The organism is Vibrio sp. CUB2, assembly GCF_001557945.1.
GTDB classification, from domain to species: Bacteria; Pseudomonadota; Gammaproteobacteria; order Enterobacterales; family Vibrionaceae; genus Vibrio; species Vibrio owensii.
Genome location: NZ_LNRB01000009.1, coordinates 245,291 through 271,034, shown reverse-complemented (window position 1 = coordinate 271,034; position 25,744 = coordinate 245,291). Strand labels below are relative to the sequence as shown.

Annotated in this window: 25 protein-coding genes; 20 read left to right on the top strand and 5 right to left on the bottom strand. The window is 44.6% G+C overall.

Going from position 1 to position 25,744, the window contains the following annotated elements:
* The first annotated feature begins 63 nt into the window (after positions 1-63).
* A complete protein-coding gene (gene nrdD / locus ATB78_RS16675; RefSeq protein WP_061009296.1) occupies positions 64-2,184 on the top strand; it encodes an anaerobic ribonucleoside-triphosphate reductase in 2,121 nt (706 codons plus the stop codon).
* A gap of 85 nt (positions 2,185-2,269) precedes the next feature.
* Positions 2,270-2,740, top strand: coding sequence for an anaerobic ribonucleoside-triphosphate reductase-activating protein (nrdG, locus tag ATB78_RS16670; protein WP_061009294.1), 471 nt, complete (start codon positions 2,270-2,272; stop codon positions 2,738-2,740).
* Positions 2,741-2,887: 147 nt separating this feature from the next.
* Here nrdG and ATB78_RS16665 read toward each other — a convergent pair whose 3' ends face one another.
* The gene (locus ATB78_RS16665; RefSeq protein ID WP_061009292.1) at positions 2,888-4,273 is read right to left on the bottom strand and encodes an MATE family efflux transporter; all 1,386 of its coding nucleotides are present in this window, start codon (positions 4,271-4,273) and stop codon (positions 2,888-2,890) included.
* A 155-nt stretch (positions 4,274-4,428) separates the two neighbouring features.
* Here ATB78_RS16665 and ATB78_RS16660 point away from each other — a divergent pair, with 155 nt between their 5' ends.
* The 3 genes from ATB78_RS16660 (at position 4,429) to ATB78_RS16650 (ending at position 7,319) form a co-directional block, all read left to right on the top strand.
* Positions 4,429-5,286: an AraC family transcriptional regulator gene (locus ATB78_RS16660; RefSeq protein WP_054823292.1), complete on the top strand. Its 858-nt coding sequence runs from the start codon at positions 4,429-4,431 to the stop codon at positions 5,284-5,286.
* 155 nt (positions 5,287-5,441) lie between these two features.
* A complete protein-coding gene (locus ATB78_RS16655) occupies positions 5,442-6,629 on the top strand; it encodes an amino acid aminotransferase (protein WP_027726762.1) in 1,188 nt (395 codons plus the stop codon).
* 12 nt (positions 6,630-6,641) lie between these two features.
* Entirely contained in the window at positions 6,642-7,319 is a 678-nt protein-coding gene (locus ATB78_RS16650; protein WP_061009290.1) for a RimK/LysX family protein, read from the top strand.
* A gap of 83 nt (positions 7,320-7,402) precedes the next feature.
* Here the strand turns inward: ATB78_RS16650 and ATB78_RS16645 are convergent, their stop codons facing one another.
* Positions 7,403-7,933, bottom strand: a complete 531-nt coding sequence (locus ATB78_RS16645) for a hypothetical protein (protein WP_005435209.1) — start codon at positions 7,931-7,933, stop codon at positions 7,403-7,405.
* A 174-nt stretch (positions 7,934-8,107) separates the two neighbouring features.
* Positions 8,108-8,479, bottom strand: coding sequence for a NirD/YgiW/YdeI family stress tolerance protein (locus ATB78_RS16640; protein ID WP_061009287.1), 372 nt, complete (start codon positions 8,477-8,479; stop codon positions 8,108-8,110).
* A gap of 164 nt (positions 8,480-8,643) precedes the next feature.
* On the opposite strand from ATB78_RS16640, the gene ATB78_RS16635 reads away from it, so the two are divergent.
* From ATB78_RS16635 to modC, 4 genes are all read left to right on the top strand, one after another.
* Positions 8,644-10,095, top strand: coding sequence for a cobyric acid synthase (locus ATB78_RS16635; protein WP_061009285.1), 1,452 nt, complete (start codon positions 8,644-8,646; stop codon positions 10,093-10,095).
* Positions 10,096-10,185: 90 nt separating this feature from the next.
* Entirely contained in the window at positions 10,186-10,938 is a 753-nt protein-coding gene (gene modA, locus ATB78_RS16630) for a molybdate ABC transporter substrate-binding protein (RefSeq protein WP_005435200.1), read from the top strand.
* Positions 10,939-10,950: 12 nt separating this feature from the next.
* Positions 10,951-11,640: a molybdate ABC transporter permease subunit gene (gene modB / locus ATB78_RS16625; protein WP_081096612.1), complete on the top strand. Its 690-nt coding sequence runs from the start codon at positions 10,951-10,953 to the stop codon at positions 11,638-11,640.
* The gene (gene modC / locus ATB78_RS16620; protein ID WP_061009283.1) at positions 11,637-12,743 is read left to right on the top strand and encodes a molybdenum ABC transporter ATP-binding protein ModC; all 1,107 of its coding nucleotides are present in this window, start codon (positions 11,637-11,639) and stop codon (positions 12,741-12,743) included. The genes modB and modC overlap by 4 nt, the downstream gene beginning before the upstream one ends.
* A 67-nt stretch (positions 12,744-12,810) precedes the next feature.
* Here modC and ATB78_RS16615 read toward each other — a convergent pair whose 3' ends face one another.
* Positions 12,811-13,248 (bottom strand): DUF3069 domain-containing protein, encoded by a 438-nt coding sequence (locus ATB78_RS16615; protein WP_005435194.1) that lies wholly within the window; start codon positions 13,246-13,248, stop codon positions 12,811-12,813.
* Positions 13,249-13,493: 245 nt separating this feature from the next.
* Between ATB78_RS16615 and ATB78_RS16610 the strand changes: the two genes are divergently transcribed.
* Positions 13,494-14,453 (top strand): diguanylate cyclase, encoded by a 960-nt coding sequence (locus tag ATB78_RS16610; RefSeq protein ID WP_020196882.1) that lies wholly within the window; start codon positions 13,494-13,496, stop codon positions 14,451-14,453.
* Between the two features lie 14 nt (positions 14,454-14,467).
* Positions 14,468-15,439 carry a Solitary outer membrane autotransporter beta-barrel domain gene (locus ATB78_RS16605; RefSeq protein ID WP_061009281.1) on the top strand — a complete coding sequence of 324 codons (972 nt, stop codon included), beginning with the start codon at positions 14,468-14,470 and terminating at the stop codon, positions 15,437-15,439.
* 12 nt (positions 15,440-15,451) lie between these two features.
* Here the strand turns inward: ATB78_RS16605 and ATB78_RS16600 are convergent, their stop codons facing one another.
* On the bottom strand, positions 15,452-16,696 hold the full coding sequence (locus tag ATB78_RS16600) for a GGDEF domain-containing protein (RefSeq protein ID WP_009705390.1): 1,245 nt from the start codon (positions 16,694-16,696) through the stop codon (positions 15,452-15,454).
* Between the two features lie 255 nt (positions 16,697-16,951).
* Between ATB78_RS16600 and ATB78_RS16595 the strand changes: the two genes are divergently transcribed.
* The 9 genes from ATB78_RS16595 to ATB78_RS28530 all read left to right on the top strand — a co-directional run bounded on the left by ATB78_RS16595 (position 16,952) and on the right by ATB78_RS28530 (position 25,577).
* A complete protein-coding gene (locus tag ATB78_RS16595; RefSeq protein ID WP_038896671.1) occupies positions 16,952-17,320 on the top strand; it encodes a late competence development ComFB family protein in 369 nt (122 codons plus the stop codon).
* 62 nt (positions 17,321-17,382) lie between these two features.
* Complete coding sequence (locus tag ATB78_RS16590) at positions 17,383-17,664, top strand: HlyU family transcriptional regulator (RefSeq protein ID WP_005427008.1); 282 nt, start codon at positions 17,383-17,385, stop codon at positions 17,662-17,664.
* A 436-nt stretch (positions 17,665-18,100) separates the two neighbouring features.
* Positions 18,101-19,657 carry a Re/Si-specific NAD(P)(+) transhydrogenase subunit alpha gene (locus tag ATB78_RS16585; protein ID WP_061009279.1) on the top strand — a complete coding sequence of 519 codons (1,557 nt, stop codon included), beginning with the start codon at positions 18,101-18,103 and terminating at the stop codon, positions 19,655-19,657.
* A 12-nt stretch (positions 19,658-19,669) separates the two neighbouring features.
* A complete protein-coding gene (gene pntB / locus ATB78_RS16580; RefSeq protein WP_061009278.1) occupies positions 19,670-21,064 on the top strand; it encodes a Re/Si-specific NAD(P)(+) transhydrogenase subunit beta in 1,395 nt (464 codons plus the stop codon).
* Positions 21,065-21,252: 188 nt separating this feature from the next.
* Positions 21,253-22,674 (top strand): sensor histidine kinase VxrA, encoded by a 1,422-nt coding sequence (gene vxrA, locus ATB78_RS16575; protein ID WP_005435173.1) that lies wholly within the window; start codon positions 21,253-21,255, stop codon positions 22,672-22,674.
* A complete protein-coding gene (gene vxrB / locus ATB78_RS16570) occupies positions 22,649-23,311 on the top strand; it encodes a response regulator transcription factor VxrB (protein WP_005435172.1) in 663 nt (220 codons plus the stop codon). Before vxrA ends, vxrB begins: the two co-directional genes overlap by 26 nt.
* An 8-nt stretch (positions 23,312-23,319) precedes the next feature.
* Entirely contained in the window at positions 23,320-24,201 is an 882-nt protein-coding gene (locus tag ATB78_RS16565) for a DUF2861 family protein (RefSeq protein WP_005435171.1), read from the top strand.
* A gap of 59 nt (positions 24,202-24,260) precedes the next feature.
* Entirely contained in the window at positions 24,261-25,379 is a 1,119-nt protein-coding gene (locus ATB78_RS16560; RefSeq protein WP_061009276.1) for a conjugal transfer protein TraF, read from the top strand.
* A gap of 42 nt (positions 25,380-25,421) precedes the next feature.
* On the top strand, positions 25,422-25,577 hold the full coding sequence (locus ATB78_RS28530; protein WP_005427041.1) for a YoaH family protein: 156 nt from the start codon (positions 25,422-25,424) through the stop codon (positions 25,575-25,577).
* The last annotated feature ends 167 nt before the right edge of the window (positions 25,578-25,744 follow it).

Here is a 25,744-nt window from a genome sequence, read left to right as displayed (position 1 = left end):
GAAATAACCCCATATAGTGTATTTGTGGATAAGTCTGTGAGTATTTTGGGGTAAGGAGAAAAAGTGAAACCAATCGTAATCAAGCGTGACGGCTCAAGAGCTCCGTTCAACAGGGATCGTATTCAAGCAGCAGTAGAAGCAGCAGCGGAAAACAAAGACAAAGATGTCGCCATTTATGCACTAAATGTTGCTCTGGCAGTTGAGTTACAGCTTCAGGATCACGATGAAGTTCACATCCATGAGATTCAAGACTTAGTCGAGAATGAACTCATGCAAGGTCCTTACAAAGCCCTAGCTCGTTCTTACATCGAATACCGCCACGATCGCGACATCGCTCGTGAAAAGCAAAGCGCACTAACTCGCGAAATCGAAGGTCTGATTGAAGAAAGTAATCTAGACCTAATCAACGAGAACGCGAACAAAGACGGTAAAGTAATCCCGACTCAACGTGACTTGTTGGCAGGTATCGTAGCGAAACACTACGCGAAGACACACATCCTTCCACGCGATGTGGTTCAAGCACACGAAGTAGGTGACATTCACTACCACGATTTGGATTACGCTCCGTTCTTCCCAATGTTTAACTGTATGCTTATCGATCTTAAAGGCATGCTAACGCACGGCTTTAAAATGGGTAACGCTGAGATTGATACGCCAAAATCAATCTCGACTGCAACAGCAGTAACGGCACAGATCATTGCTCAAGTAGCGAGCCACATTTACGGCGGTACAACCATCAACCGTATTGATGAAGTTCTAGAACCGTACGTAATCACAAGCTACGAGAAACACCTAGAGATCGCAAAAGAGTGGAACATTGCTGAGCCAGAAGAGTTCGCAAAAGCGCGCACTGAGAAAGAGTGTTACGACGCGTTCCAATCTCTAGAATACGAAGTAAACACGCTACACACGGCGAACGGTCAAACCCCATTCGTTACGTTCGGTTTTGGTCTTGGTACAAGCTGGGCTTCACGCCTTATCCAGAAATCGATTCTGAAGAACCGTATTGCAGGTCTAGGTAAGAACCGTAAAACAGCGGTATTCCCTAAACTGGTATTCGGCATCAAAGATGGCTTGAACCACAAATCAGAAGATCCAAACTACGACATCAAGCAACTTGCGCTTGAGTGTGCGTCTAAGCGTATGTACCCAGACATTCTTAACTACGACAAAGTAGTGGAAGTAACGGGTTCATTCAAAACCCCAATGGGCTGTCGTAGCTTCCTTGGTACTTACGAAGAAAACGGCGAGCTGATTCACGAAGGTCGTAACAACCTTGGCGTAGTGAGCTTGAACCTTCCTCGTATCGCAATCCGTGCAAACGGCAGCGAAGAGAAATTCTACGAGCTTCTAAACGACCGTCTACGTCTTGCTCGTAAAGCGCTAGAAACACGTATCACTCGTCTAGAAAACGTGAAAGCACGTGTTGCACCAATCCTTTACATGGAAGGTGCGTGTGGTGTTCGCCTGAAAGCTGACGACTCAATCGCAGATATCTTCAAAAACGGTCGTGCGTCTATTTCTCTTGGTTACATCGGTGTACACGAGACAATTAACGCGCTATTCGGTACAGAAGCGCACGTTTACGATGACGCTGTGCTGCGTGAAAAAGCAGTAGCAATCATCAAGCACTTGAAAGACACAGTAAACGGTTGGGCAGAAGATACTGGTTACGGTTTCAGCCTATACGCAACGCCAAGTGAGAACCTATGTAGCCGTTTCTGCCGCATCGACGCGAAAGAGTTCGGCGTTATTGAAGGCGTAACAGACAAAGGTTACTACACCAACAGCTTCCACCTAGATGTTGAGAAAAAGGTGAACCCATACGACAAGTTCGACTTTGAGATGCCTTACCCAGAAATCTCAAGCGGCGGCTTTATCTGTTACGGCGAGTTCCCGAACATGCAACGTAACGTTGAAGCACTAGAAAACGTATGGGACTACAGTTACACCCGCGTACCTTACTACGGTACAAACACACCAATTGATGAGTGTTACGAGTGTGGCTACAACGGTGAGTTTGACTGTACAAGTAAAGGCTTCACTTGCCCAAGCTGTGGCAACCATGATTCAACCAAAGTGTCAGTAACACGTCGTGTTTGTGGCTACCTAGGCAGCCCAGATGCACGTCCGTTTAACTTCGGTAAGCAAGAAGAAGTGAAGCGTCGAGTTAAGCACCTGTAAGGTTTACTTAAGCTCAAACCCAATAATGAAAATCAACCTGTCGTGGGTTGATTTTCTTTTCTAGCCAGCAAAACAAGGCACGATTATGAACTACCACCAATACTATCCAATTGACGTTGTTAACGGACCAGGTACACGCTGCACGCTATTTGTGTCGGGCTGTGTACACCAGTGCCGCGGCTGTTATAACCAGTCGACGCAACGCTTGGATTCTGGTGTGTTTTTCACGCAAGAAGCGGAAGACAAAATCATTTCAGACCTAAACGACACGCGTATCAAACGCCGTGGTTTATCTCTGTCTGGTGGTGATCCTTTGCATCCAGCGAACGTGCCGCACATTCTTAAGCTTGTAAAACGCGTAAGAGAAGAGTGCCCAGGCAAAGATATTTGGGTTTGGACAGGTTACACGCTTGAAGAGCTAGACGATGCGCAGCGTGAAGTGACGCAATACATCGACACATTAATTGATGGCAAATACGAGCAAGATAAACGAGACCTCAATCTAGAGTGGCGAGGCAGCTCGAATCAAATCATCCATCGATTCACTGAGCTTTAAGCGTTCCAACTCAAGAAAAGCCAAATATAAAAAGGGCACATTCGGATATTTCGAATGTGCCCTTTTGGTGTGAGTTCTTTTTAAGCTTTGATTGATGAAATCGTCCTGTTTTGAGCTTAACTCAACAACTATAGCACAACGTTTCAGTTACGCCGTCACACTGGAGTCATCATCAACCATGTTATTAATCCATCGCTTAGACTGAATTCGGTGAGTCGTTAGAATGCCTTTTACTAATTCTTCGACCAGTAGAGACATCAACACCCAATGCAGTGGTAAACCTAACACCATCCCAGTGTAGTAGGTAAGCGGTATACCAATCGCCCATTGACCAAACGTGTCGATGAAAATGCTATAGCGAATATCAGCGCCACTCTTTAATACGCCTCCAATACCAACCATATTAAACACGCGCAGTATCATGCCTAATGCGAGCACCAAACATACATTTAACGCCATTTGTTTGTCTGTGAGCGGGCTCATCTCTAACAAATTCAAAATCAAAGGCGAGCAAATCCATACGGCAAAAAACAAAATGGTTGCCAATACTGCGCTGGTTAATACATACCACCAAGCGGTTTTCTCTACACGGTCATATTGTTGGGCTCCAATGTCATTCCCAAGCAGCACAGAAGCGGCAACAGCAAATCCCATAAAGGTTGAAATCAATACGCCTTCAATTGGAGATAAGAACGAGATAATTGCCAGTTCGGTTACGCCCAATTGACCATAAATGATGCTGTAGACAATCAAGCCGCCAGTCCACAGCGCATCGTGGATCAGCATTGGCATAGAAACTTTGAAATATTTGTTTCGATATTTCTTTACTGTGCCTTCACGCCAATCTGAAAGAGTAGGGAGTAGATGTGAATACCGACGACAAAAGAAGTAAACCAGCACCGCAGTTTGAAAAAAGCGCGAAATAAACGTTCCCACTGCTGCGCCAAATACGCCCCATTGCGGAAAACCGAGTAAGCCAAAGATCAAAACCGCATTAAGGAAAATGTTCACGATGATAGCGGCAATACTGACGTAAGTCGGCATCTTTGCCTCACCGACGGATCTCAACACCGACTCAATAGGAACGACAACAGCCGTGCCTATCAAACTCAAACCTGTGACGACTAAGTATTCTCTCGCATAGCCAACATACTCAGGATCGTCCGCCAAAAAAGAGACGATTTCTTTGTCATAAACCACATACAGCCAAATGAAGGGCAAAGTCACTACCAGCGAAATAAACCAGGATTGGGCTAACGTTCTGCGTATGCCAGAGAGGTTTCCAGAGCCATAATATTGAGAGGCTAAAACCGTTACTGCACCACACAATCCAAACACTACGGCGAGATTAAAGAAAAAAATTCGGTTACCAACGCCAACCGCTGCTGTTGCAGACTCACCTAACTGACTCACCATAAAAATATCGATGGCACCGAGTAACGAAAACAGCATGGATTGCAGTGACACAGGTACACCGATCGCAATCAGTTTTTTCCAAAATGCTTTGTCTATGTATTGACGTGTTAAGAGCATCGCATTTCTCCTCTAAGAACAATGCGAGTAGTTTATCCGTATGATTTGGCGGTGTATTTTTCAAAGACATCCAAAAGTTTTGTCAAACTATCCAGTCTTTATCGATGCTTTGATAAAACACGTTTGCCTTAAGTGCATTTGTGAGTTGTCGTCCCATGGAAGAAAAACAAGAACGCTACGCTATTTCAGATAAGACCTATCAAGAATTTGTCGATCACACTCGAGTACTTGCTCTCGAAGAAAGAGGGATCGTCCAATGCGGCATCGCGACTTGCCGAGATTTCTTTTCGGTTTATCGCAAAAACCAGAAGAAACACATGTTGCTGTATACGGTTCGTGGAAAAGGCTGGTTAGAGAGCGGAGCTTGTCGCTATGAACTTGAGCCAGGATCGTTAGTGATCGTGCCAGCAGGCATTGAAAATGGCTTTGGGATGGAAGACGAGACATGGCAAATCGCATGGGTGTTTCTTTCCCAATATAAAGAGTGGGAAATGGTGAATGACGATATCGACTATCAACTAACCCCTGCGCCAGAGGTGATGTATTCGTGTATTCAAACCCTATTACGCAGTATCAATTTGCCTATAGATTATGGTGGTGAAGTAGGGGCGCATAGCGTTGCTCAGCTAGAGCTTATGTTAAACATGCCGCACTCTGACGCTCTTTCTAGAAACCAATTAAAACTGCGTCGTGTATTCGATTTGGTTCAACGACAGCTCCATAAAGATTGGACAGTAGAGCAACTTGCCGCACTTTATCCTTGTTCAGAGCCTCACTTACATCGCCTGACGCAACAGCAGTTTGGTCGAAGCCCAATGGCACACTTAACTCGTATGCGAATGGAATACGCAGCCCGTTTATTGAGATCGACTGAGTGGTCCATTCAACATATTGGTGAAATAGTTGGTTATCCAACTGGGGCAAACTTTAGTACTCGGTTCAAGGCATGGTCGTCAATGACCCCTCGTGAGTTCAGAAAAAATGGCAAACTCGATATCAATTACGATGAGTGAATCGTTCTTTTTGTGACCGATTGAGTTCATAAAATTCCGCAGTCACCAGAATTTTGTACTCTAATTGGCGAAATGAGTAAAAAATCATTTCGCCATTGTTAGCGAAAGTGTTACCGTGAGGTTCGATACTTGAATTTCAAAGGGTTATGACTTTCATGTTTTCTAATCTACCAACTCCCGTATTAGATCCCATTTTGTCTCTTTCCGTCGCATACCGCGGCGACGAACGTCCAAACAAGGTTGACCTTGGTATTGGCGTATACAAAAACAGCGCTGGTGAAACGCCAATCATGAAAGCCATTCAAATGGCTCAAGAAGTGGTTGTCGAAAACCAGAAGACCAAGTCTTACGTTGGCCTTGCTGGCTGTGAAGAATTCAACCAAAGCATGATCGATTTGCTTCTGACTGGTACGTCAGCAACAGATCGCGTGGCTGCTATTCAAACGCCTGGTGCGAGTGGTGCGTTGCGTATGCTGGGTGACCTAATGAAGGTTGCACAACCAGATACAACGGTTTGGATTTCAAACCCAAGCTACGTAAACCACAAGCCAGTGATGGAAGCGGCTGGGCTTAAAGTAAAGTTCTACCATTACTTCTCTCCAGAAACCAAGCAAGTTGATACTGCAAAAATGCTAGAAGACCTTTCTAAAGCTGGTCCTTCTGACGTGGTTCTTCTTCATGGTTGCTGCCACAACCCAACGGGTGCAGACATCGACTTCTCTGCATGGCAAGCGATTACAGAGCTTTCGCAAAAGAACGGTTTTACTCCGTTTGTAGATATTGCTTACCAAGGTTTTGGTGACGGTCTAGAAGAAGACGCAAAAGGTCTTCGTTTTATGGCCGACAATGTTGAAGAGATGCTTATCACAACTTCATGTTCGAAGAACTTTGGCCTGTACCGAGAGCGTACTGGTGCAGCGATTGTAATCGGTAAAAATGCAAAAGATGTGGCGAATGCGAAAGGCAAACTGCTTACGTTAGCGCGTTCAACATACACTATGCCGCCAGATCACGGTGCAGCATTAGTGAAAACCATCCTTCAAGATGCAAATCTGACTTCCGTTTGGAAACAAGAATTGAACGAAATGCAGCAACGCTTGCTGAACCTTCGTCAAACTTTGTGTAACGAATTGAGAAACAACCATAATACAGATCAATTTGATTTCATTGAGAGCCACAAAGGCATGTTTACTGTGCTAGGCTTTAGTGAAAACCAAATGGCGCAACTGCGTGAAGATTATGGCATTTATGGTGTCGGTGATGGTCGTATCAACATCGCTGGTTTAACCGAAACTCATATTCCTTACGTTGCTGACGCTATCCAAAAAGTATCTCAACGTTAATTGGGAGAGTTAATGAAGAACTGGAAACTGATTCTGCCGCTAATGATGAGCGGCGGTCTTATCGCTTGTACGTCGACACCGACGACCACTGAGCCCGTTGAGCCAGAGACACCAGTCGTTGAGCAACCGGTTGAAACACCGGATGTGAAACCTGAAGTAGAACCAAAGCCTGAGGTGAAGCCGGAACAAAAACCGGAAACGAAGCCTGAGAAGAAACCAGAACCAAAACCAGAAAAACCAGCTAAGGTACAAAAAACACCTGATGGTATGTTGATTCTGGGTGCTGAAGAGTGGGTCCACATTCCAGCTATCAACCAGACGTTCAAAGGTCGTGTTGATACCGGCGCAACGACATCATCGATCAGTGCGACTGAAGTGGTTCCATTTGAGCGTGATGGCAAAGACTGGGTTCAGTTCAAAATCGACATCAATGGCAAGGCTAGCAAAGAGTTCAAACTGCCTGTTGAGCGTTGGGCCAATATTCGTCAATCTTCATCTGAAGATGTAGATAAGCGTCCCGTCGTTTTAGCTTACATCCAAGTCGGTGACTTGAAAGAGCAAACCGAGTTTACGTTAACAGAACGTGGTCACATGAAGTTCCCAATTTTGTTAGGTCGTAGTTTCTTCCGTGATGTAGCCGTTGTGGATGTATCTAAGAAATACGTTCAGAACAAACCAAGCGGCAAATAATTCACTGTTAAGCGCTTAACGTAATAACAAAAAAGCCTCTCAATCGAGAGGCTTTTTTATTTTCAATCAATTACTTATTGGTGTTAATAAGCAAAACGCGCAGAAAGAACAAGTTGTTGACCATACGTGCCATTGTCTTTTAAATCTGCACCCAACGACAGCTGTTGTGTTGAATGGAAGCGAGCACCAAGGTTGTAGATGGTTTTAGAATCATCATTGTCGATCAACTGGCCAATACGACCGTGTAATTCAACGTTCTGCATAAACCAAATACGTGTGCCAATATTAACTTCGGTTTTCCATTCGTCGCCATCACCATTGTCTTTTTTAATGTTGTGGACCAACATTTGGCCGAAGATATCCGCGAACTGACCAGCAGGACCATTAAAACCAATACCACCTGCAATGTCCCAGTCGCCGCTGAACTCACTATCGGCACGACCTACAAAGTGTGTGTTTTCGGTGAAGTAGGTTGTTACTTCTCCACCAAACGTACCTGGGCTAGTACCCATGCGGAATTCCATCGTGTTGTAGTTGAAGTTGTTTGCATGTGCAGATAGCGGCAAAACAGCGCACAAACCAAAGGCAGCAACCTTTAGAGCTTTACCTAACATGGGTGTCTCCGGGCAAGAAAATAATACGAACGAAAAAAAAGTCTGCAAAATGCTGACCAAGATTTACAAAGTATCATCTTAGGCGTTTCCCGTCACCTAATGCACTAGGACAAAGTGCGTATGATTTTTTCTAAACGTTTTTTTGCCGCCCAATTGAGCGGCGAAAAGGCAAAATTACATAACAACAAGGTGTTCTACTTCAATCTCTGGCTTGTTGCCGCCTTCAAACTCGCCAAACAGACGTACTTTTGTCGTTTGGTCAATTGGCGTTGTTAGGTGGATGTCGTCGTCCAGCTCAACCATGATTTCGCCAGAGCCGTCGCTGAAGATAAATTGGTCGGCACGAGTTTGACGAAGTAGGTTTCCTTCTACAACCACGTCTTTCTCAGTGAACATGCTTGAGTCTTTAATCAATGCATCGACTTTCTCAACGGTAACAGGGCCATTAAATTGAATGCTTGATTGGCCGTGGTTGTGGTCTTTAGCCATTGCAACAGTAGGAGCGATAGCAAGTGCAGCGATAGTAGCGATAACAGTGTTTTTCATAATTTGGTTTCTCTATATAGGTGTTCGTTTTTGATGGTGCTATTAAAACAAACCTTATTTGAACCATTACTGATTCGAACATTCATATTCGATTCATTTTCTTGAGTCCTATACTGAGATAACGTTATGATTGTTCACCTTCTTTTTTCTCTTATTAAACGTTCATGAAATCACCAATCCCTTCATTAATGGTTCAAGGCACAACTTCAGATGCCGGAAAAAGCGTCCTTGTGGCAGGTTTATGCCGGGTATTAGCCCGCAAAGGGATAAAGGTTGCCCCATTCAAGCCACAGAATATGGCGTTAAACAGTGCAGTAACCAAAGATGGCGGTGAGATTGGGCGTGCTCAAGCGGTTCAGGCACAAGCTTGCAACGTTGAGCCTACGGTTCACATGAATCCTGTGCTGATTAAGCCTAACAGTGATACCGGTGCTCAGATCATCTTACAAGGCAAAGCGTTGTCGAATATGGACGCTGTCGGCTTTCATGATTACAAGAAAGTGGCAATGGGAACGGTGCTGGATTCATTCGCAAAGCTAACAGATGAATTCGAATCCGTGATGATTGAAGGCGCTGGTAGTCCTGCGGAAATCAACTTAAGAGAAAATGACATCGCAAACATGGGCTTCGCAGAAGAAGCCGACGTACCGGTCATAATTATTGCGGATATCGATCGTGGTGGTGTGTTTGCCCATCTGTATGGAACGCTGGCGTTACTATCCGAATCTGAACAAGCTCGCGTTAAAGGCTTCGTTATAAATCGCTTCCGTGGCGACATCAGCTTGCTTGAATCTGGTCTTGATTGGCTAGAAGAGAAAACGGGCAAGCCTGTACTCGGTGTATTGCCGTATCTTCACGGATTAAACCTCGAAGCGGAAGATGCCATTACGGCGCAGCAAGAGCTGTCTTCACAAGTGAAGCTCAATGTTGTGGTACCAGTATTAACGCGCATCAGTAATCATACCGATTTTGATGTATTGCGCCTAAATCCAGACATTAATCTTCGCTACGTCGGTAAAGGCGAAAAGATCGATAAAGCCGATCTTGTGATCCTACCGGGCACTAAGTCAGTCCGAGACGATTTGGATTATCTACGTAGCCAAGGCTGGGATAAAGACATTCAACGCCACATCCGTCTGGGCGGCAAAGTCATTGGCATCTGTGGTGGTTACCAGATGCTTGGCAACGTAATTGATGATCCAAATGGTGTAGAGAGCCAACCTGGCCGTAGTGAAGGTCTTGGTTTGTTAGACATCACAACAACTCTAACCGACAGTAAACAGCTTACTCATTCACAAGCAGATTTATTCCTAAACGGCAAAACAGCCAAAGTGAAGGGTTATGAAATCCATGTAGGAAGAAGTGAAGTACAGGGCGCACAACCTCTAAAGTTAAATTCTGGCGAGGCAGAAGGAGCACTGAGTGAATGTGGCCAAATTATGGGAACCTACCTACACGGGTTCTTCGATGAGGCAGATGTGCTGAGCTTGGTGTCTGAGTGGGTAAACGGCACTCAAATCAAACAACAAGACTTTGAAGAGTTAAAAGAACAGGGCATTAATCGCATTGCGGATGCGATAGAACAACATATGAATCTTGACTTTCTGTTCAAATAAATCCAGTTTTTAACTGTTTGAAGCATAAATAAAAGTGGGCACGTTGTTCCACAATATCTTTTTCTGCCTGTCTAGCACTGGAGTGTTTTTATGAAAGCATGGAAGATTCATGCTTGCCTAGCGGCAATACTGAGCGTTTCATCAGCAGCAAACGCAACGACCGATTTAAAAGTCTATGCGGCTTCGTCAATGACCAATGCGATTGACGACATCGCGCAAAAATTTGAACAACAATACGACGTAAAAGTCACACCAGTATACGGCGGGTCTTCATCCATTGCTCGCCAAATTCTAAACGGCGCACCAGCTGATGTGTTTATCTCTGCAAACACTAAGTGGATGAACTACTTAGTAAAATCAAAAGCGGTGAAGAGTGACAATGTCACCGAACTAGTTCGTAATAGTCTGGTTCTTATTGCTCCTAAAGCTTCAACCGTCGCTTCATTTAACTTTTCAGACGCCAATGCATGGAGCCAAGCTCTAGAGGGCAATCGCCTTGCACTTGGTAATCCAGTCTCGGTTCCTGCGGGCATGTATGCGCGAGAATCTCTTACTAACCTTGGTGTTTGGAAACAACTTGAGCGACAAGTAGCGCCAGCGAAAAATGTTCGACTCGCCTTGGCATTAGTTGAACGTGGTGAAGCACCACTTGGAGTGGTTTACAAAACGGATGCGCTTTTAACAGATAAAGTAAAAGTGGTCGGTGAATTTGCCAATAACACCCACGCTGATATCGTCTATCCAGCAGCTATCGTTAAAGACTCGACGCAATCAGAACAATTCTTCGAATATTTGAAATCTGACGATGCCAAACAAGTGTTTGCGCAGTACGGTTTTCAATAAAAAGGGCACAGAGTGACAGAACTTGAATACCAAGCCTTAATGTTAAGCTTAAAAGTTGGCGCGTATGCCGTCGTTTGGCTTATTCCATTAGGCGTCGCTCTTGCTTGGTTGCTTTCACGAAAAGAGTTTATCGGCAAATCCATTCTCGACAGCCTCATTCATTTGCCATTGGTTTTACCGCCAGTCGTGATCGGCTATCTACTGCTGATCTCACTAGGTCGCCAAGGCGTTTTAGGTAATTGGCTTTTTGAACACTTTGGTCTCGTGTTCAGTTTCAATTGGAAGGGCGCAGTTATCGCTTGTATCGTTGTAGCCTTGCCTCTAATGGTGCGTTCCGTTCGTCTTAGCTTAGATAATGTCGATCCTAAACTCGAACACGCCGCGTCAACGTTAGGCGCGTCACCTTTAAAAGTCTTCCTAACGATTACGCTACCTTTAACGATACCCGGTATCATTACCGGCACTATGCTGTCCTTTGCTCGCAGCTTAGGAGAGTTTGGTGCAACGATCAGTTTTGTCTCAAACATTCCCGAAGAGACACAAACCATTCCTTTAGCGATGTACAACTTCATAGAAACACCTGGAGCAGAGATGGAAGCCGCACGCTTATGCATCATTTCTATTATCTTGGCTCTGTCGACGTTAATGATTTCAGAATGGTTAAATCGCAAAACAGCTTCACGTTTGGGAGCTAAGCGATGAGCATTAAAGTTCAATTTAAACAATCACTTGGTGAAACTGATTTTGATATCGCCTTATCGTTACCGGGTAACGGAATAAGTGCGTTATTTGGCCGTTCTGGTGCCGGAAAGACCACACTAATCAACGTTATCAGCGGGTTGGTGACGCCAAAGCAAGGTCAAGTCTCGATTGGTGAACATGTCCTTTTCGATAGTGATGCCGGTATTAATTTACCCACGCACAAACGCAAAATCGGTTATGTATTTCAAGACTCGCGCTTGTTCCCGCATTACTCCGTGAAAGGTAACTTGCTCTACGGTGTAGTGGACAAAGACGATGATTACTTCGATAAAGTGACAGAATTGCTCGCGATTAAGCCTCTACTTAAACGCTTTCCAATCTCGTTATCCGGCGGTGAAAAGCAGCGTGTCGCCATTGCACGAGCCTTGCTATCAAAGCCAAATCTATTATTGATGGATGAGCCGTTAGCGTCGTTGGATATGCCACGTAAGCGTGAAGTTATGCCATTTTTGGAAGAGCTGTCGGAGCAAGTCAATATTCCTATCGTCTACGTTACCCATAGCTTGCAAGAGATCCTACGTTTAGCGCAGCACCTGTCGATTCTTGATAAAGGCAGAATCATGACGTCAGGTAAATTAGAAGAGGTGTGGGCATCTCATGCTATGCGTCCTTGGCAATCATTCTCAGACCACAGTAGCTTGTTTGAAGGCAAGATCGCGACACACCACGAGAAATACGCGTTAACGTGCGTGAAACTCGCCCCAAGCGCTTGTCTGTGGGTTCAAAAAGTGGATGGGGAGCCGGATACGCCAATCCGACTGCAAGTGCGTGCAAACGACGTTTCCATCGCGCTAGAGAAGCCAGTCTCAACATCGATTCGAAACGTACTACCAGCAACGGTGGTGTCAATAGAAGCGCTCTCTACTGGCGAAGATAAGCAAAGTATCACAGTCTCGTTAAAGCTTGATGAAGATTGCCACTTATGGGCGACGATAACACCGTGGGCATTGGATGACTTAAACTTGAAAGTCGGTGATGAGGTTTATGCTCAAGTCAAAGGTGTAAGTGTCACGCAACGCGATATTGCTTTGGCGCATCATTAAGTTTCTAAACCGTAGATACACAAAAGGCCGCAGGGTGCGGCCTTTATTATTAAAGAAAGTGTCGGAATTACTTCGCGAAAACTTCTTTGAATTCACGCTTAAGAAGAGGGTCACGACGTGCTTTCTTAAGTTGCTTAACCATGTCTTTTACACAGTTGTGTAGAACATTGTCTAGCAGTTGAGCACGGTAGTCTTCTTTATCTTCATCTGTCATGTTTTCTGGCAGGTTAAGAGTCGGGAATTCTTCCATTACATTTAGACCAGCAAAAGCTTGGCCAACAGAAACTAGAGCGTGGAACTGCTCGAAGTTGTCTAGAATGTTTTGTGCACTTCCTGGCATTTCATCCCAAGATGCACGAACAGCTTCTTCAGACACTTCATGGATAGAGGTAACCATCTCGAACATTTGCTCTGGAACTTCATCAAATTCGATAACTTTACGTAGTTCTGGAGAAATAGCTTCTAGATCGATTTTTTTGCTTTCGTTGTTAGTTGCTTCTGACATCATGAGTCCTGTTAGTACATAAGAGCGCACGTAATTTGTAGTGCGTAATGTAACCAGATTAAAGTGTCTCTAGTTACAAAAGGCGGGAATATTAATACCAAATGCGTCAAATAGCTACCATAAGAACTATTTGATTACGTGACCGTTCAACAAAAAAATATAGCACTAAATTTGTCGCGTAATGCAACAACCTCGTGTGTATGATATATGTTTAATAAAGACTGATAAAAAGAATGGAACGCGCTATGCAACCGACAGGGACATCGATGCGCATTCTCTTAGTTGATGACGTTCAGCTAGACCGAATGCAGTTGGCAATCCGATTAAAACAACAAGGTCACATTGTTAAAGCCGTTGGCAGCGGGATGGAAGCCCTCAATACGTATGAGAGTTTCGACCCTGAACTCGTGCTGCTGGATATTGCGATGCCGGACATGAACGGCTTCGAAGTCTCACTTCATATCAGAGAAACATTTCCTGACTGGATTCCAATTATATTCTTAAGCAGTCACGAAGAGCCAGAAATGATCGCGAAAGCAATCGAGGCGGGCGGCGATGACTATTTGATTAAGCCTGTTGATAAGCTTGTTCTCAACTCTAAGTTAATGGCAATGCAGCGAATTGCGCACATGCGTCGTGAATTAAAGCAAGCCACCGCACAACTCGAAGAGATGAATTCACGTTTGCAACAGCAAGCAAACGAGGATGGACTGACTAAACTCTATAACCGCCGTTATATTGATCAGAAGCTCGAAACCATGATTGCATGGCACGGTCGTCACCACATGCCGATGGCGTTAATTCTTCTTGATGTCGACTTCTTTAAGCCGTTTAACGATAACTACGGCCACATAGAGGGGGATCGCTGTCTACAAGCCATCGCGAATCAGTTAAAAGCAACCTTCTGTCGTTCTGGTGAATATGTGGGGCGTTATGGAGGGGAAGAGTTTGTCATCTTGCTTAATAGTACAGATGCGCAGACCGCCGAAAAAGAAGCTGAGCGTGTACAAGAAGCGATGTACTTCCTAGATTATCCTCATGCGTATTCAAGCGTCGCAAATAGGGTGACAGTGTCACAGGGGGTGTTTGCATTTCAGCCTACAGGTAAGGATAATGTCGCCGAATTGTACGCGACAGCAGATAGGGCGCTATATACGTCCAAATCGCTTGGAAGAAACACGTACACGGTGGTAAATGCAAGTTAAATCAAAAGGATAAGATGAAATATGCGTTAGTGACAATGTCACTTATTTCAATAGCAGCTCATGCTAATCCTGTTCAACAAACCTTGCAAAAAGAGTTTGAACGTAACTTTGCGACCGCGATTGTGTTATCTGATAGTGATGTTTTCACTTTAGGGTTTCACGATTTTGATCCAAATAAATATTTGAACATAGACAATGAAGACATCGGTACTCAAGATTCTGTCGATCTGAGAAAGCAGATCGCATTGTCTACACTTCCTTATCATTTATCTCTTACCGACGACGACCAATCTTCAACCCAATACAATTTAAAAGGAAGACTTTATGCTTTGGGGGTTGATCAAGACGTCACTGTAAATGACGATAAAAAACCAGACAGAAACAAAGACCTTATTCTTGGTGCATACACCGAAGTTGAGCGCCAACGTAGACTGACCAATCATCTTACACTCAGCACTGCGGCTGGTGCACATCTCATGTACTACCGCAATGAATATGACTACCGAAGTGACGCGCTCGACAACCTTAAACCATACATTGAAGGCGTTTTCCTCAACACAGACGCTTGGTCGCTTGTTGGTGAAGTGAATGCGGAACTTAAGTACTCAGAAAGCGAGAGTTGGGGAAAATGGTACGTTTGGTCGTCGCCTCACTATTTTTACGGAACGGGTTGGGGAGATGGAAACAATGGGGATGTAGGCAACCCAGAAGGCTGGTATTGGGTCAACGGTGTAAAGTTATTCTATGACTTTACCATGGTAGGCCGGACAGTCCAGTCCGTTTATACCAGCTTTAACCGAGTCGATGTGGGTGGTGACACGAGCAAACCGATGAACACGTCGCATTATTATGAAGCGAGTGTAGGTTGGCTGATGACACCACCTTTTAAGTCTGATTGGATCGATAACGTCGGTCTGGGGCTGACTATTAACTATGGCAGCGCACTAAAAGGTGGCAGTCTAGTGTTGTTCTTTAATCAAGAGTAGTTTTGATAAGCGTTAAGCGTGGCAGTACTTCACACAGTTTCTGCCCGCTTTTTTGGCTTTATACAAAGCTTCATCCGCAAGCTTAATAACATCAGCAGGGTTACGTGCACTGCGGCTGTCTGCTACACCGAAGCTTGCCGTAACTGACACCGTTTTCTTCTTCGAATCTGCGCTACCGCGTTTTTTACGACCTTGTTTGTTGTCGTCAGGGCGGGAGTCTTGGTCACGAAGAATCATTTCATACTGCGCAATCAATTCACGAACTTCTTCTAAATGTGCTTCGCAGTCTTCTGTATATTTGCCTTTGAACACAATGGTGAACTCCTCGCCACCAAAGCGGTAAACTTTCGCTCCACCTTGCGTCTTCATTAGGCGTGATGCAACCATCTTTAACACGTCATCGCCTGTGTCATGGCCATAGGTATCGTTGAACTTTTTAAAGTGGTCAACGTCTAGCATCGCAATAGTAAATTTACGTCCCATGTGTTTAAGCTCAAGATCCAACGCACGGCGGCTTGGAATCAGAGTCAAACTGTCGGTAAAAGCCAATTGATGACTAGCCGAAGTAGAGTAGATGATGATCAAAAGACCTGTCAGCGTAAACATCGTGCTCGAAATATACTGAACGTCAAAGAAGATAAACGTTGCTGATGCAAGCACCATAGCAGAGTAGGTCATGGCATGAATGATCTTGTTTTTCTTTAAGACCAAGATACCCAGGAAACACACGATGCCAATGCAATACAACACCAAGACGAGTGGTAACTTAGAGAGAGTCGGCACGATAAACAAGATACCGTTAGTCCATTCGTCAAATCCACCTTCGACGTAATACGTCAAAGTCACGTAGGACCAAAATACGAACATGATCAGCATGAACACGTAAGTCAACGTCGCTCTTGAATCAAAACCTTCTTTATTAAAGATGAATACCGCGAGAAATGAAACGGGTAACAAGCTCGCTAGTATGGTGAGCTCTAAAAGCGCAGTTCCGGTTTGAAGAGGGACTTGAAGACGATGTTGAATCACAAAGTAGGCAAAGAGCATGGCGATACAGACCATGGACTCTCGACCTTGCTTGAATGAATAACACATCAACAACGCACAGCCGAGCAAAATGTACGGCAAATTCGCAGCAATTCCCCAGTTAGATTGTGTCATCTGAATGATGTTATCCATACCCAAACTGACTACGCCCAACAACAAGATTGGGAATAGGAATCGAAAGCCTGGGGAGGTCATTAAAGATGAAACCATCTACTGCAAATTACCTGAAAATAGTTGAATATATCTAGTGAGTTACATTAAGCATTCAATTAATACCGTGTGCAAACAGTATAAATTCTGTAACTTTCAAAACTAACAAGAATACGTGTATTTGGGAATTTTCCAAGTGTTTTACAGCGAACGCTTACAAAAAGAGAGAGGTTGATTAAATTAAGAGCAATCAACGAGTTGCACGTTAGTCCCGACTGCTATACTTTCAAAGTGTTGAACAAAGGAGAAAAATCGATGCAGATCAGTTCAGACGTACACAATTACATGGAAACACTGGTTGGGCAGGTGCTTGCCTCAGAGCAGTACGTGGAGCAGTTCGACAATGAACAATTGGCCGATATTGCATGTTTAGCGCTCATTCAACTTAAGCCAGTATACATTCGTCATGACATCGATTTTTTGTCTGCACTTCCAGAGCGTAAACTGGCTCAATTCAAACAAAGTGTCGATGTGGCGGTTGAGAACGCAGCAGTGATGATTCAGGAAGACAGACGCAAAAATCGTAACAATGATGTGCCTGTAATTTTGTCGCATACCAGTTATGATGAAGACAAAGAACTGGATTGGTTTGAGAAACCGATCCTCAACGTCAACATAAAGTAATTGATGCTCACCACTGTATAGAACACGACCTATAAGAGAGTGGGCATACCCAAGGAGGAACCGTGGGATTCTTTTCGCGCTTGTTTGGTGGCAGTGACAAAGCTGCCGAAGTAAAAACCGTTGAACCAGTAGAATACAAAGGCTACTTAATTTACCAAGAAAGCCTTTCAGAAGGTGGCCAGTACCGCATCGCAGGGCGTATCGAAAAAGATTTCGACGGAGAAGTGAAGTCACACCGGTTTATCCGTTCAGATTTGCTAGGTTCAGAGCAAGATGCCAACGAACTGATGCTAAAAAAATCGCAGATGTTTATCGACCAAATGGGTGAAAAGATCTTCGATTAAGAAATCACTGCAACTTTATTCGAATCATCTTAAAGAGAGCCATTAGTGTATATGCTGATGGCTCTCTTTCTTTTTTAGGCTTAAATATCTGTAAAACAAGCAGTTAGCAGACGTCTGGTTAGACCTCTGCTTAGTGATGCAAATCGTTGTTATTTTTCAGCGCGAAGTGGAGAATCATTCATTACGTGGCGTTATATGTAATGAAATTTAGTATTTTTATTACAAAACACTTGAAGTCACGATTGACGTTAGATAAAAACAGAATAATAACAGGACTGTTAGTCAAGAAGTGACTGTGCAAATGGGTGACCCCAAACACCATCATTCGTTTGTATTTATCTTGCGTAGTAAACAGATAGAAATAAAAAAGAATTAGAGTAGAGCGACGCTCTGTTTTGGGACTAATTTATTGATATGTATACAAGGAGTATGCGTTTTGCAAATCGGTGTACCTAGAGAAATACTCGTGGGTGAATCGCGAGTAGCTGCATCACCAAAGTCGGTTGAGCAGTTAATTAAGTTGGGGTTCGATGTCGCAATCGAATCACAAGCGGGGGTGCTAGCCAGTTTCGATGATGCCGCTTATGAAGCTGCTGGGGCGAAAATTGTATCTAGTGAAGAAGTATGGACATCAGGCTTAATCCTTAAAGTCAATGCGCCACTCGTAGATGAAGAAAAAGGCATCGACGAAATCGCATTACTGCAAGATGGCGCAACATTAGTGAGCTTCATCTGGCCTGCTCAAAATGCAGAGTTAATGGAACAACTCTCTAGCAAGAACATCAACGTTCTCGCAATGGATGCGGTTCCTCGTATTTCTCGTGCTCAAGCATTAGACGCACTCTCTTCTATGGCGAACATTGCCGGTTACCGCGCAGTGGTTGAAGCCGCTCATGAATTCGGTCGATTCTTCACAGGTCAAATCACCGCTGCTGGTAAAGTACCGCCTGCGAAAGTATTGGTTGCAGGTGCAGGTGTAGCAGGTCTTGCTGCTATTGGTGCAGCAGGTAGCCTTGGTGCTATCGTTCGTTCTTTTGACGTTCGTCCTGAAGTAAAAGAGCAAGTTGAATCGATGGGCGCAGAGTTCCTAACCGTAGACTTCAAAGAAGATTCAGGTTCAGGTGACGGCTACGCGAAAGAAATGTCGGATGAATTCAACAAGAAAGCAGCTGAGCTTTACGCTGAGCAAGCGAAAGATGTTGATATCATCATCACAACTGCACTGATTCCTGGCAGACCAGCACCAACACTTATCACCAAAGAAATGGTTGATAGCATGAAAGCGGGCAGCGTGATCGTTGACCTTGCAGCTGCAAACGGTGGTAACTGCGAATACACAGTAAAAGATCAAGTTATTACCACGGCTAACGGCGTGAAAATCGTTGGTTACACTGACATGGTAGGTCGTCTGCCAACGCAATCTTCTCAGCTTTACGCAACCAACCTTGTAAACCTTCTTAAACTGCTTTGCAAAGAGAAAGATGGCAACATCAATATCGACTTCGAAGACGTTGTGCTTCGTGGCGTAACAGTAGTAAAAGAAGGCGAAGTGACATGGCCTGCGCCACCAATTCAGGTTTCAGCACAGCCGCAAGCCAAACCGCAAGAACCAGTTAAACCTCAACCTAAAGTTGAAGAACCTACGTCACCACTGAAGAAATTTGGTGCTCTAGCTGTTGGTTTAGGTGCCTTTGCTTGGGTTGCCTCTGTTGCTCCGGCTGCATTCCTATCTCATTTCACCGTATTCGTACTGGCGTGTGTAGTAGGTTACTACGTAGTTTGGAACGTAACACATGCACTGCACACACCGCTTATGTCTGTAACCAACGCGATTTCAGGCATCATCGTAGTAGGTGCACTGCTGCAAATTGGTCAGGGTAATGGTGTCGTTACCTTCCTATCATTCATTGCTGTACTCATTGCGAGCATTAACATCTTTGGTGGCTTTACCGTAACCAAACGTATGCTCGAAATGTTCCGCAAAGATAAATAATAGGAGTGACCAATGTCTGCAGGATTAGTACAAGCGGCATACATCATTGCTGCGCTATTTTTCATCTTAAGTCTCGCGGGACTTTCTAAACAAGAATCGGCAAGAAACGGTAACTACTACGGTATTGCGGGTATGGCGATTGCGCTTATTGCGACAATCTTTAGCCCGAATGCGGAAGGTTTTGTTTGGGTCATCATCGCGATGGTCATCGGTGGTAGCATCGGTATCCACTACGCGAAGAAAGTAGAAATGACTCAAATGCCAGAACTGGTTGCGATCCTACATAGCTTTGTAGGTATGGCAGCGGTATTGGTAGGTTACAACAGTTACCTAGAGCCACCAGCACCTGTTTCAACAGACCTCGCTGGTATGCACGCTGAACACGTAATTCACCTAGTGGAAGTATTCCTTGGTGTGTTCATTGGTGCGGTAACCTTCACTGGTTCAGTCGTTGCTTTCGGTAAGCTACGCGGCACGATCTCTTCTTCGCCACTTAACTTGCCTCACAAACACAAAATGAACCTTGCGGCGATCGTCGTTTCTACGCTTCTTATGATTTACTTCGTGAAAGCGGACGGCAGCATGTTCGCACTGATCGTAATGACGCTGATTGCTTTTGCATTCGGTTACCACTTGGTAGCGTCTATCGGTGGTGCAGATATGCCGGTTGTGGTTTCAATGCTGAACTCATACTCAGGTTGGGCGGCAGCTGCAGCAGGTTTCATGCTTGCAAACGACCTATTGATCGTGACAGGTGCATTGGTAGGTTCTTCTGGTGCGATCCTTTCTTACATCATGTGTAAAGCAATGAACCGCTCGTTCATCAGCGTTATCGCTGGCGGCTTCGGTCAAGAAGTTGTGATTTCAAGTGATGAAGAGCAGGGCGAACATCGCGAAACGTCACCAGAAGAAGTAGCAGAAATGCTGAAGAATTCGAAATCAGTGATCATCACTCCGGGATACGGCATGGCCGTAGCTCAAGCGCAATACCCAGTGCATGAGATTACTGAGAAGCTACGCGCGCAAGGTATTGAAGTTCGCTTCGGTATTCACCCAGTAGCGGGCCGTCTACCTGGTCACATGAACGTACTGCTAGCGGAAGCAAAAGTGCCTTACGATATCGTGCTAGAAATGGACGAAATCAACGATGACTTCCCAGAAACAGATACCGTTCTTGTTATCGGTGCAAACGACACGGTTAACCCAGCAGCTCTTGAAGATCCAAACAGCCCAATTGCAGGCATGCCTGTACTAGAAGTTTGGAACGCGCAAAACGTAGTCGTATTCAAGCGTTCAATGAATACGGGTTACGCAGGTGTACAGAACCCACTGTTCTTTAAAGAAAACACCTCAATGCTGTTCGGTGATGCGAAAGAAAGCGTCGAGGCAATTTTCAAAGCACTTTAATATAATTTGCTTTAAAACTAATCAAGGCCAGCATTCGCTGGCCTTTTTTTGTGCGCTTTCAATGCTATAGTACTGCAAATCCTTAAGCCGTCTAATGTCATTTGCTTGTTTATTGATGTATAGTTCTGGCTAATATAATTAGTAACGGTAACAGTTTGATTAAACAGTTTTTGCTACGTTCTGCCTTAATGCTGCCAATTTTTTCGGCACCCGCATTTGCAGATTCATTACCAGAACGAATAGATACGTTTACAGAGCTATTTAATTACGAAGTGGCTCTTAAATCGTATGACATACGCATACTGCAGTCTAACTATCCGACCAAGTTACTGTCGCCGGATTCGATGTTGCCTCAAACGGCAGATTATCCGCTGAAAGACATTCAGCAATTGTACCGTTTAGCGAACACGTGTCGCGGAAAATTACCATTAAGTCCTTTAATTACTGAACCTTTAGTCTTTACACGTGCCATATGTAAGGGGACGCAACTTACACCACGTTGGTTCTCGCGTAGCGGTTTAATCCACCCAGGTGGTGGTACCTACGCAGCACGTTATGCAGAGAAGTATCCTGAGCTACGTCCTAAGCTTGCTCAGTACATGCATATCAAAGAGCGAAATAACGACGAAGGGGACGAGCTACTCGAAAGCCTACAGAATATGGATGATGACGCGATCAACGCTCTCATCGCTGGCGCGAGTATGTTTATTGAAGGAAAAGAGTTGTGGTTACGCCGTGGCGACCATTACTTTGTATTCGCTAAAAACGTTTGGCAGGAGAACGTAGCAAACGCTGGCCTGTCTTACGGTTTAGCATCAGAAAGCCGAAGCTGCTTCGTAAAGCGTGGCAACATTTGTTGGGATGTCGAAGACCACTCGCAAGTGTTGCGGATCAGTATGATCATCCTCGTGATTGCCAATATTTTGTTGGTGATCGGTTGGGCAGTGTATCGTTGGAACAGTAAACGTGAAGAAATGCGCAGCCGAATGTTGGTACTGCAAATTCTAACGCACGAACTGAGAACGCCGATCGCATCACTGTCTTTAACAGTTGAGGGTTTCCGTCGCGAATTTGAACATCTGCCCGAAAGTGTTTATGACGAATTTCGCCGATTGTGTGAAGATACGCGCCGATTACGCCAATTAGCAGAGGCAAGTAAGGATTATTTGCAATCTGATAACCAAATGCTTGCAACAGACTGGGTTCCATCCGTTGCAGAATGGCTAGAATATAAGATTGAAGAAGAATTTGATAACGCTGTACTTTTCAAAATAAATGAAGATGTAGCTGCTAAAGTTAACGTGTATTGGCTCGGGACCTGTATCGATAACTTGCTACGTAACGCATTGAAGTATGGTGAAGCACCGGTTGAACTATGTGTAGAAACCAGTGCAGATAAAATCATTATCCAAGTCATCGATGCCGGCAGTTTAACTGCGAAAGATTGGGCAAACCTAAGAAAACCGTTCGTGAGTAAGAGCGGCTTAGGACTTGGACTAACAATAGTTGAATCAATGGTAGGCCGCATGGGCGGAAAAATGTCCCTAATGGGACCACCTACAACCTTTATATTGGAGATACCTTGTGAAACAGACACTGCTTCTCGTTGAGGACGATAAAAACTTGGCTGACGGCCTGTTAGTAAGCCTGGAACAAGCAGGATATGAGTGTTTACATGTGGAGCGTATTTCAGACGTTGAGCCACAATGGAAAAAGGCTGACTTAGTCATTCTGGATCGCCAACTACCAGACGGCGATTCTGTACAATCTCTTCCTGAATGGAAAAAAATTAAAGATATCCCAGTAATCCTGCTAACAGCATTGGTTACTGTTAAAGATAAAGTAGCGGGCCTAGATTCTGGCGCAAACGACTACTTGACTAAACCTTTTGCTGAAGCGGAGCTATTTGCTCGCATTCGTGCACAACTACGTGCACCAGATTCAGCAGAGCAAGGTAACGCTGATAAAGTGATGACAAAAGACCTAGAGATCGACCGTGCTACGCGCGAAGTCGTATTTAAAGGTGAGATGATCACTCTGACTCGTACAGAGTTCGACTTGTTGTTGTTCCTAGCATCAAACCTAGGCCGTGTATTTACACGTGACGAATTGCTTGACCACGTATGGGGTTACAACCACTTCCCAACAACGCGTACTGTTGATACTCACGTACTTCAGCTTCGCCAAAAACTGCCTGGTCTTGAAATCGAAACGCTTCGTGGCGTTGGCTACAAGATGAAAGCGTAAGAGCAAGAATGAAAACACTACTTCCTGTAGTTCTATCATTACTGTTAGTGAAACCAGTCCATGCAACGGACTGGTTTCAAACAAACACACCTCTCACACAAGCGCACCAACACCTCCTAGAAGATGACCTTGGTGGCATGTTCAATTCCCTGGTCGAACTCTGGCAAAGCGAACCCAATAAAGAGCTAAGACCGCATCTTAATGACTTGCTTGCTCAATCATTGTCTAAAGACTGTGGTAAATCTCTTACTGGTGTAACACTGCCTGATTGGATCAGCGGTATTAACGTTATTCGTCAGACTATTCAAAGTCCGGGTCGTGACACTTACCGCTTAGTGGTCAAGTTACGTGCAACCACCGATATAGAAGACATTTCGTTTCGTCGTTGGGTTGATAGCTCAATCTCTGCGGATGCCTCATTTAACTATGAAGAGCCGCAAGAGGGCGCAGAACTCGCGAATGAACGAAACTTCCTCAAGCGCTATAACCTAACCGGTAAGTTAGACGCAGGGTTGTATCATCTTTCCATCACGACGAAAGATAACCGCACTTATCGAACTTGGGTAATCTTAGGGGATTCGAACTCGACGCAATACGTTCGTTGGACATCTAAAGAGAATTGGAAGGTCGAAAAGAGCGCATTACGAAACCCGCACTGTCCATTGCCACAACTTGAAGTAGGTTTATACGATTATGTTGAAGGGCAATACGATCAAGTGTGGAAAAAGACCTACGAGTCAAACTATCCAAATGCACTAGAGCTTGAAGGCATCCCCAACGATCGCTATGTGTTAGCTGTAAGCATTAACAGTCGCCGTTGGCAAGGAGACATTATTGTGGAGCAGGCTCAAACTATTAGTCGAACTTATGATGTTTCTCTCGAAGAATAGTTAAAGAAATTACACTTGTGCCGATATAAGTTCAGGAAGAACAAAAACACAAGTGTAGTATGAAGACACAATACAAAATTTTAGCCACTGCGATGACTGCTGCGCTATTCTCTGGCGCGGCTTCTGCTGCTACTTACGCAGTCGAGGCACGCAGTGATGCAATGGGTGGCGTTGGCACCGTATCTGCCTCCTACCTAACAGCACCATTCTTTAACCCAGCTCTAACCGCGATTTACCGACGTAATGACGATGCGGGTATGATCGTACCGAGCTTTGGTATCAACTATAACGACCAAGATGACATTATTGATTCGATTGAACGCATCGGAAAAATGAGTCCATCAGATCCAAATTTAGAAAATGAGCTAAACGCGCTTAACAAGAAGCAGGCTAGTTTCGACCTTGGTGGTGTAGTAGCAATTGGTATTCCAAACAAGTTTCTATCAGCCACCGCATACGGAAAACTGTATACAGAGTCGTTTGTAGAACCAGAGATCAAAGATGCTAAGGATATCAATGCAAACTACGTCCGCGGAGTATCGATTGGTGTAGCAGAAGCGGGGATTTCACTGGCGAAGTACACCAACTTTATGAACCAACACCTGTCATTTGGTATTACGCCTAAACTGCAGCGCATCTATACCTATTCATACGCGACAAGCTTTGCTGCATTCGACACTAAAGATCTACGTGAGAATGAAACCGCAGAAACCATGTTCAACTTGGACGCTGGCGCGCTTTGGTTCTTCGGCCCGTATCGATTAGGTATTTCTGCGAAGAACTTGATTGGCCGAGATGTGAAAACCAAGTCATTCACATACAACAGCGACACAATCCAATCCTATGAATACAGCATGCGACCTGTTTACACCGTTGGTGCAGGTTACGTGGCGGATTACTTTAGCTTTAGTGTTGATTACGACCTAAATGAAGAGAAGAAGTTCTCTACCTTTGATGACAACACACAAATGCTACGTGCGGGTTTTGAAATCGATGTACTACGCCAGCTTGCGCTTCGTGGCGGTTACATGAAGAACGTAGCTCGTTCAGAAGACGAGGGCACGATTACTGCGGGTATTGGATTATCACCACTCAACTTAATAGAGATGGATATTGCCGCTCAATACACCAATGAAAACGCAATGGGCGCTTCAATTAATTTCCTTGCGACCTACTAAGCGAATCGTTATAGTCAGCTCCTCACATTGAGGAGCTTTTTTATGTTTGACGATTTACCACCTCTGTCCCATCAAGAACAGCAACAAGCTGTAGAACGTATTCAAGAGCTAATGCAAAAGGGTACCAGTACCGCAGAAGCGATTAAGATCGTTGCAGAGCAAATTCGAGCAGAATACGCAGCAAAGAAACAAGACTAAGAAATTACGAAGAGCAGGGCACAGACCCTGCTTTTTTACACCCGTCGAATACACAACCAAAACAGACAACTCACCACCTTTCTTCAAACAAAATATTACGTTACCACGTCACACCGACAAGCCAGAGGTACAGTAGAAACCTCTACCATAATCAGTTAGTAAAATTT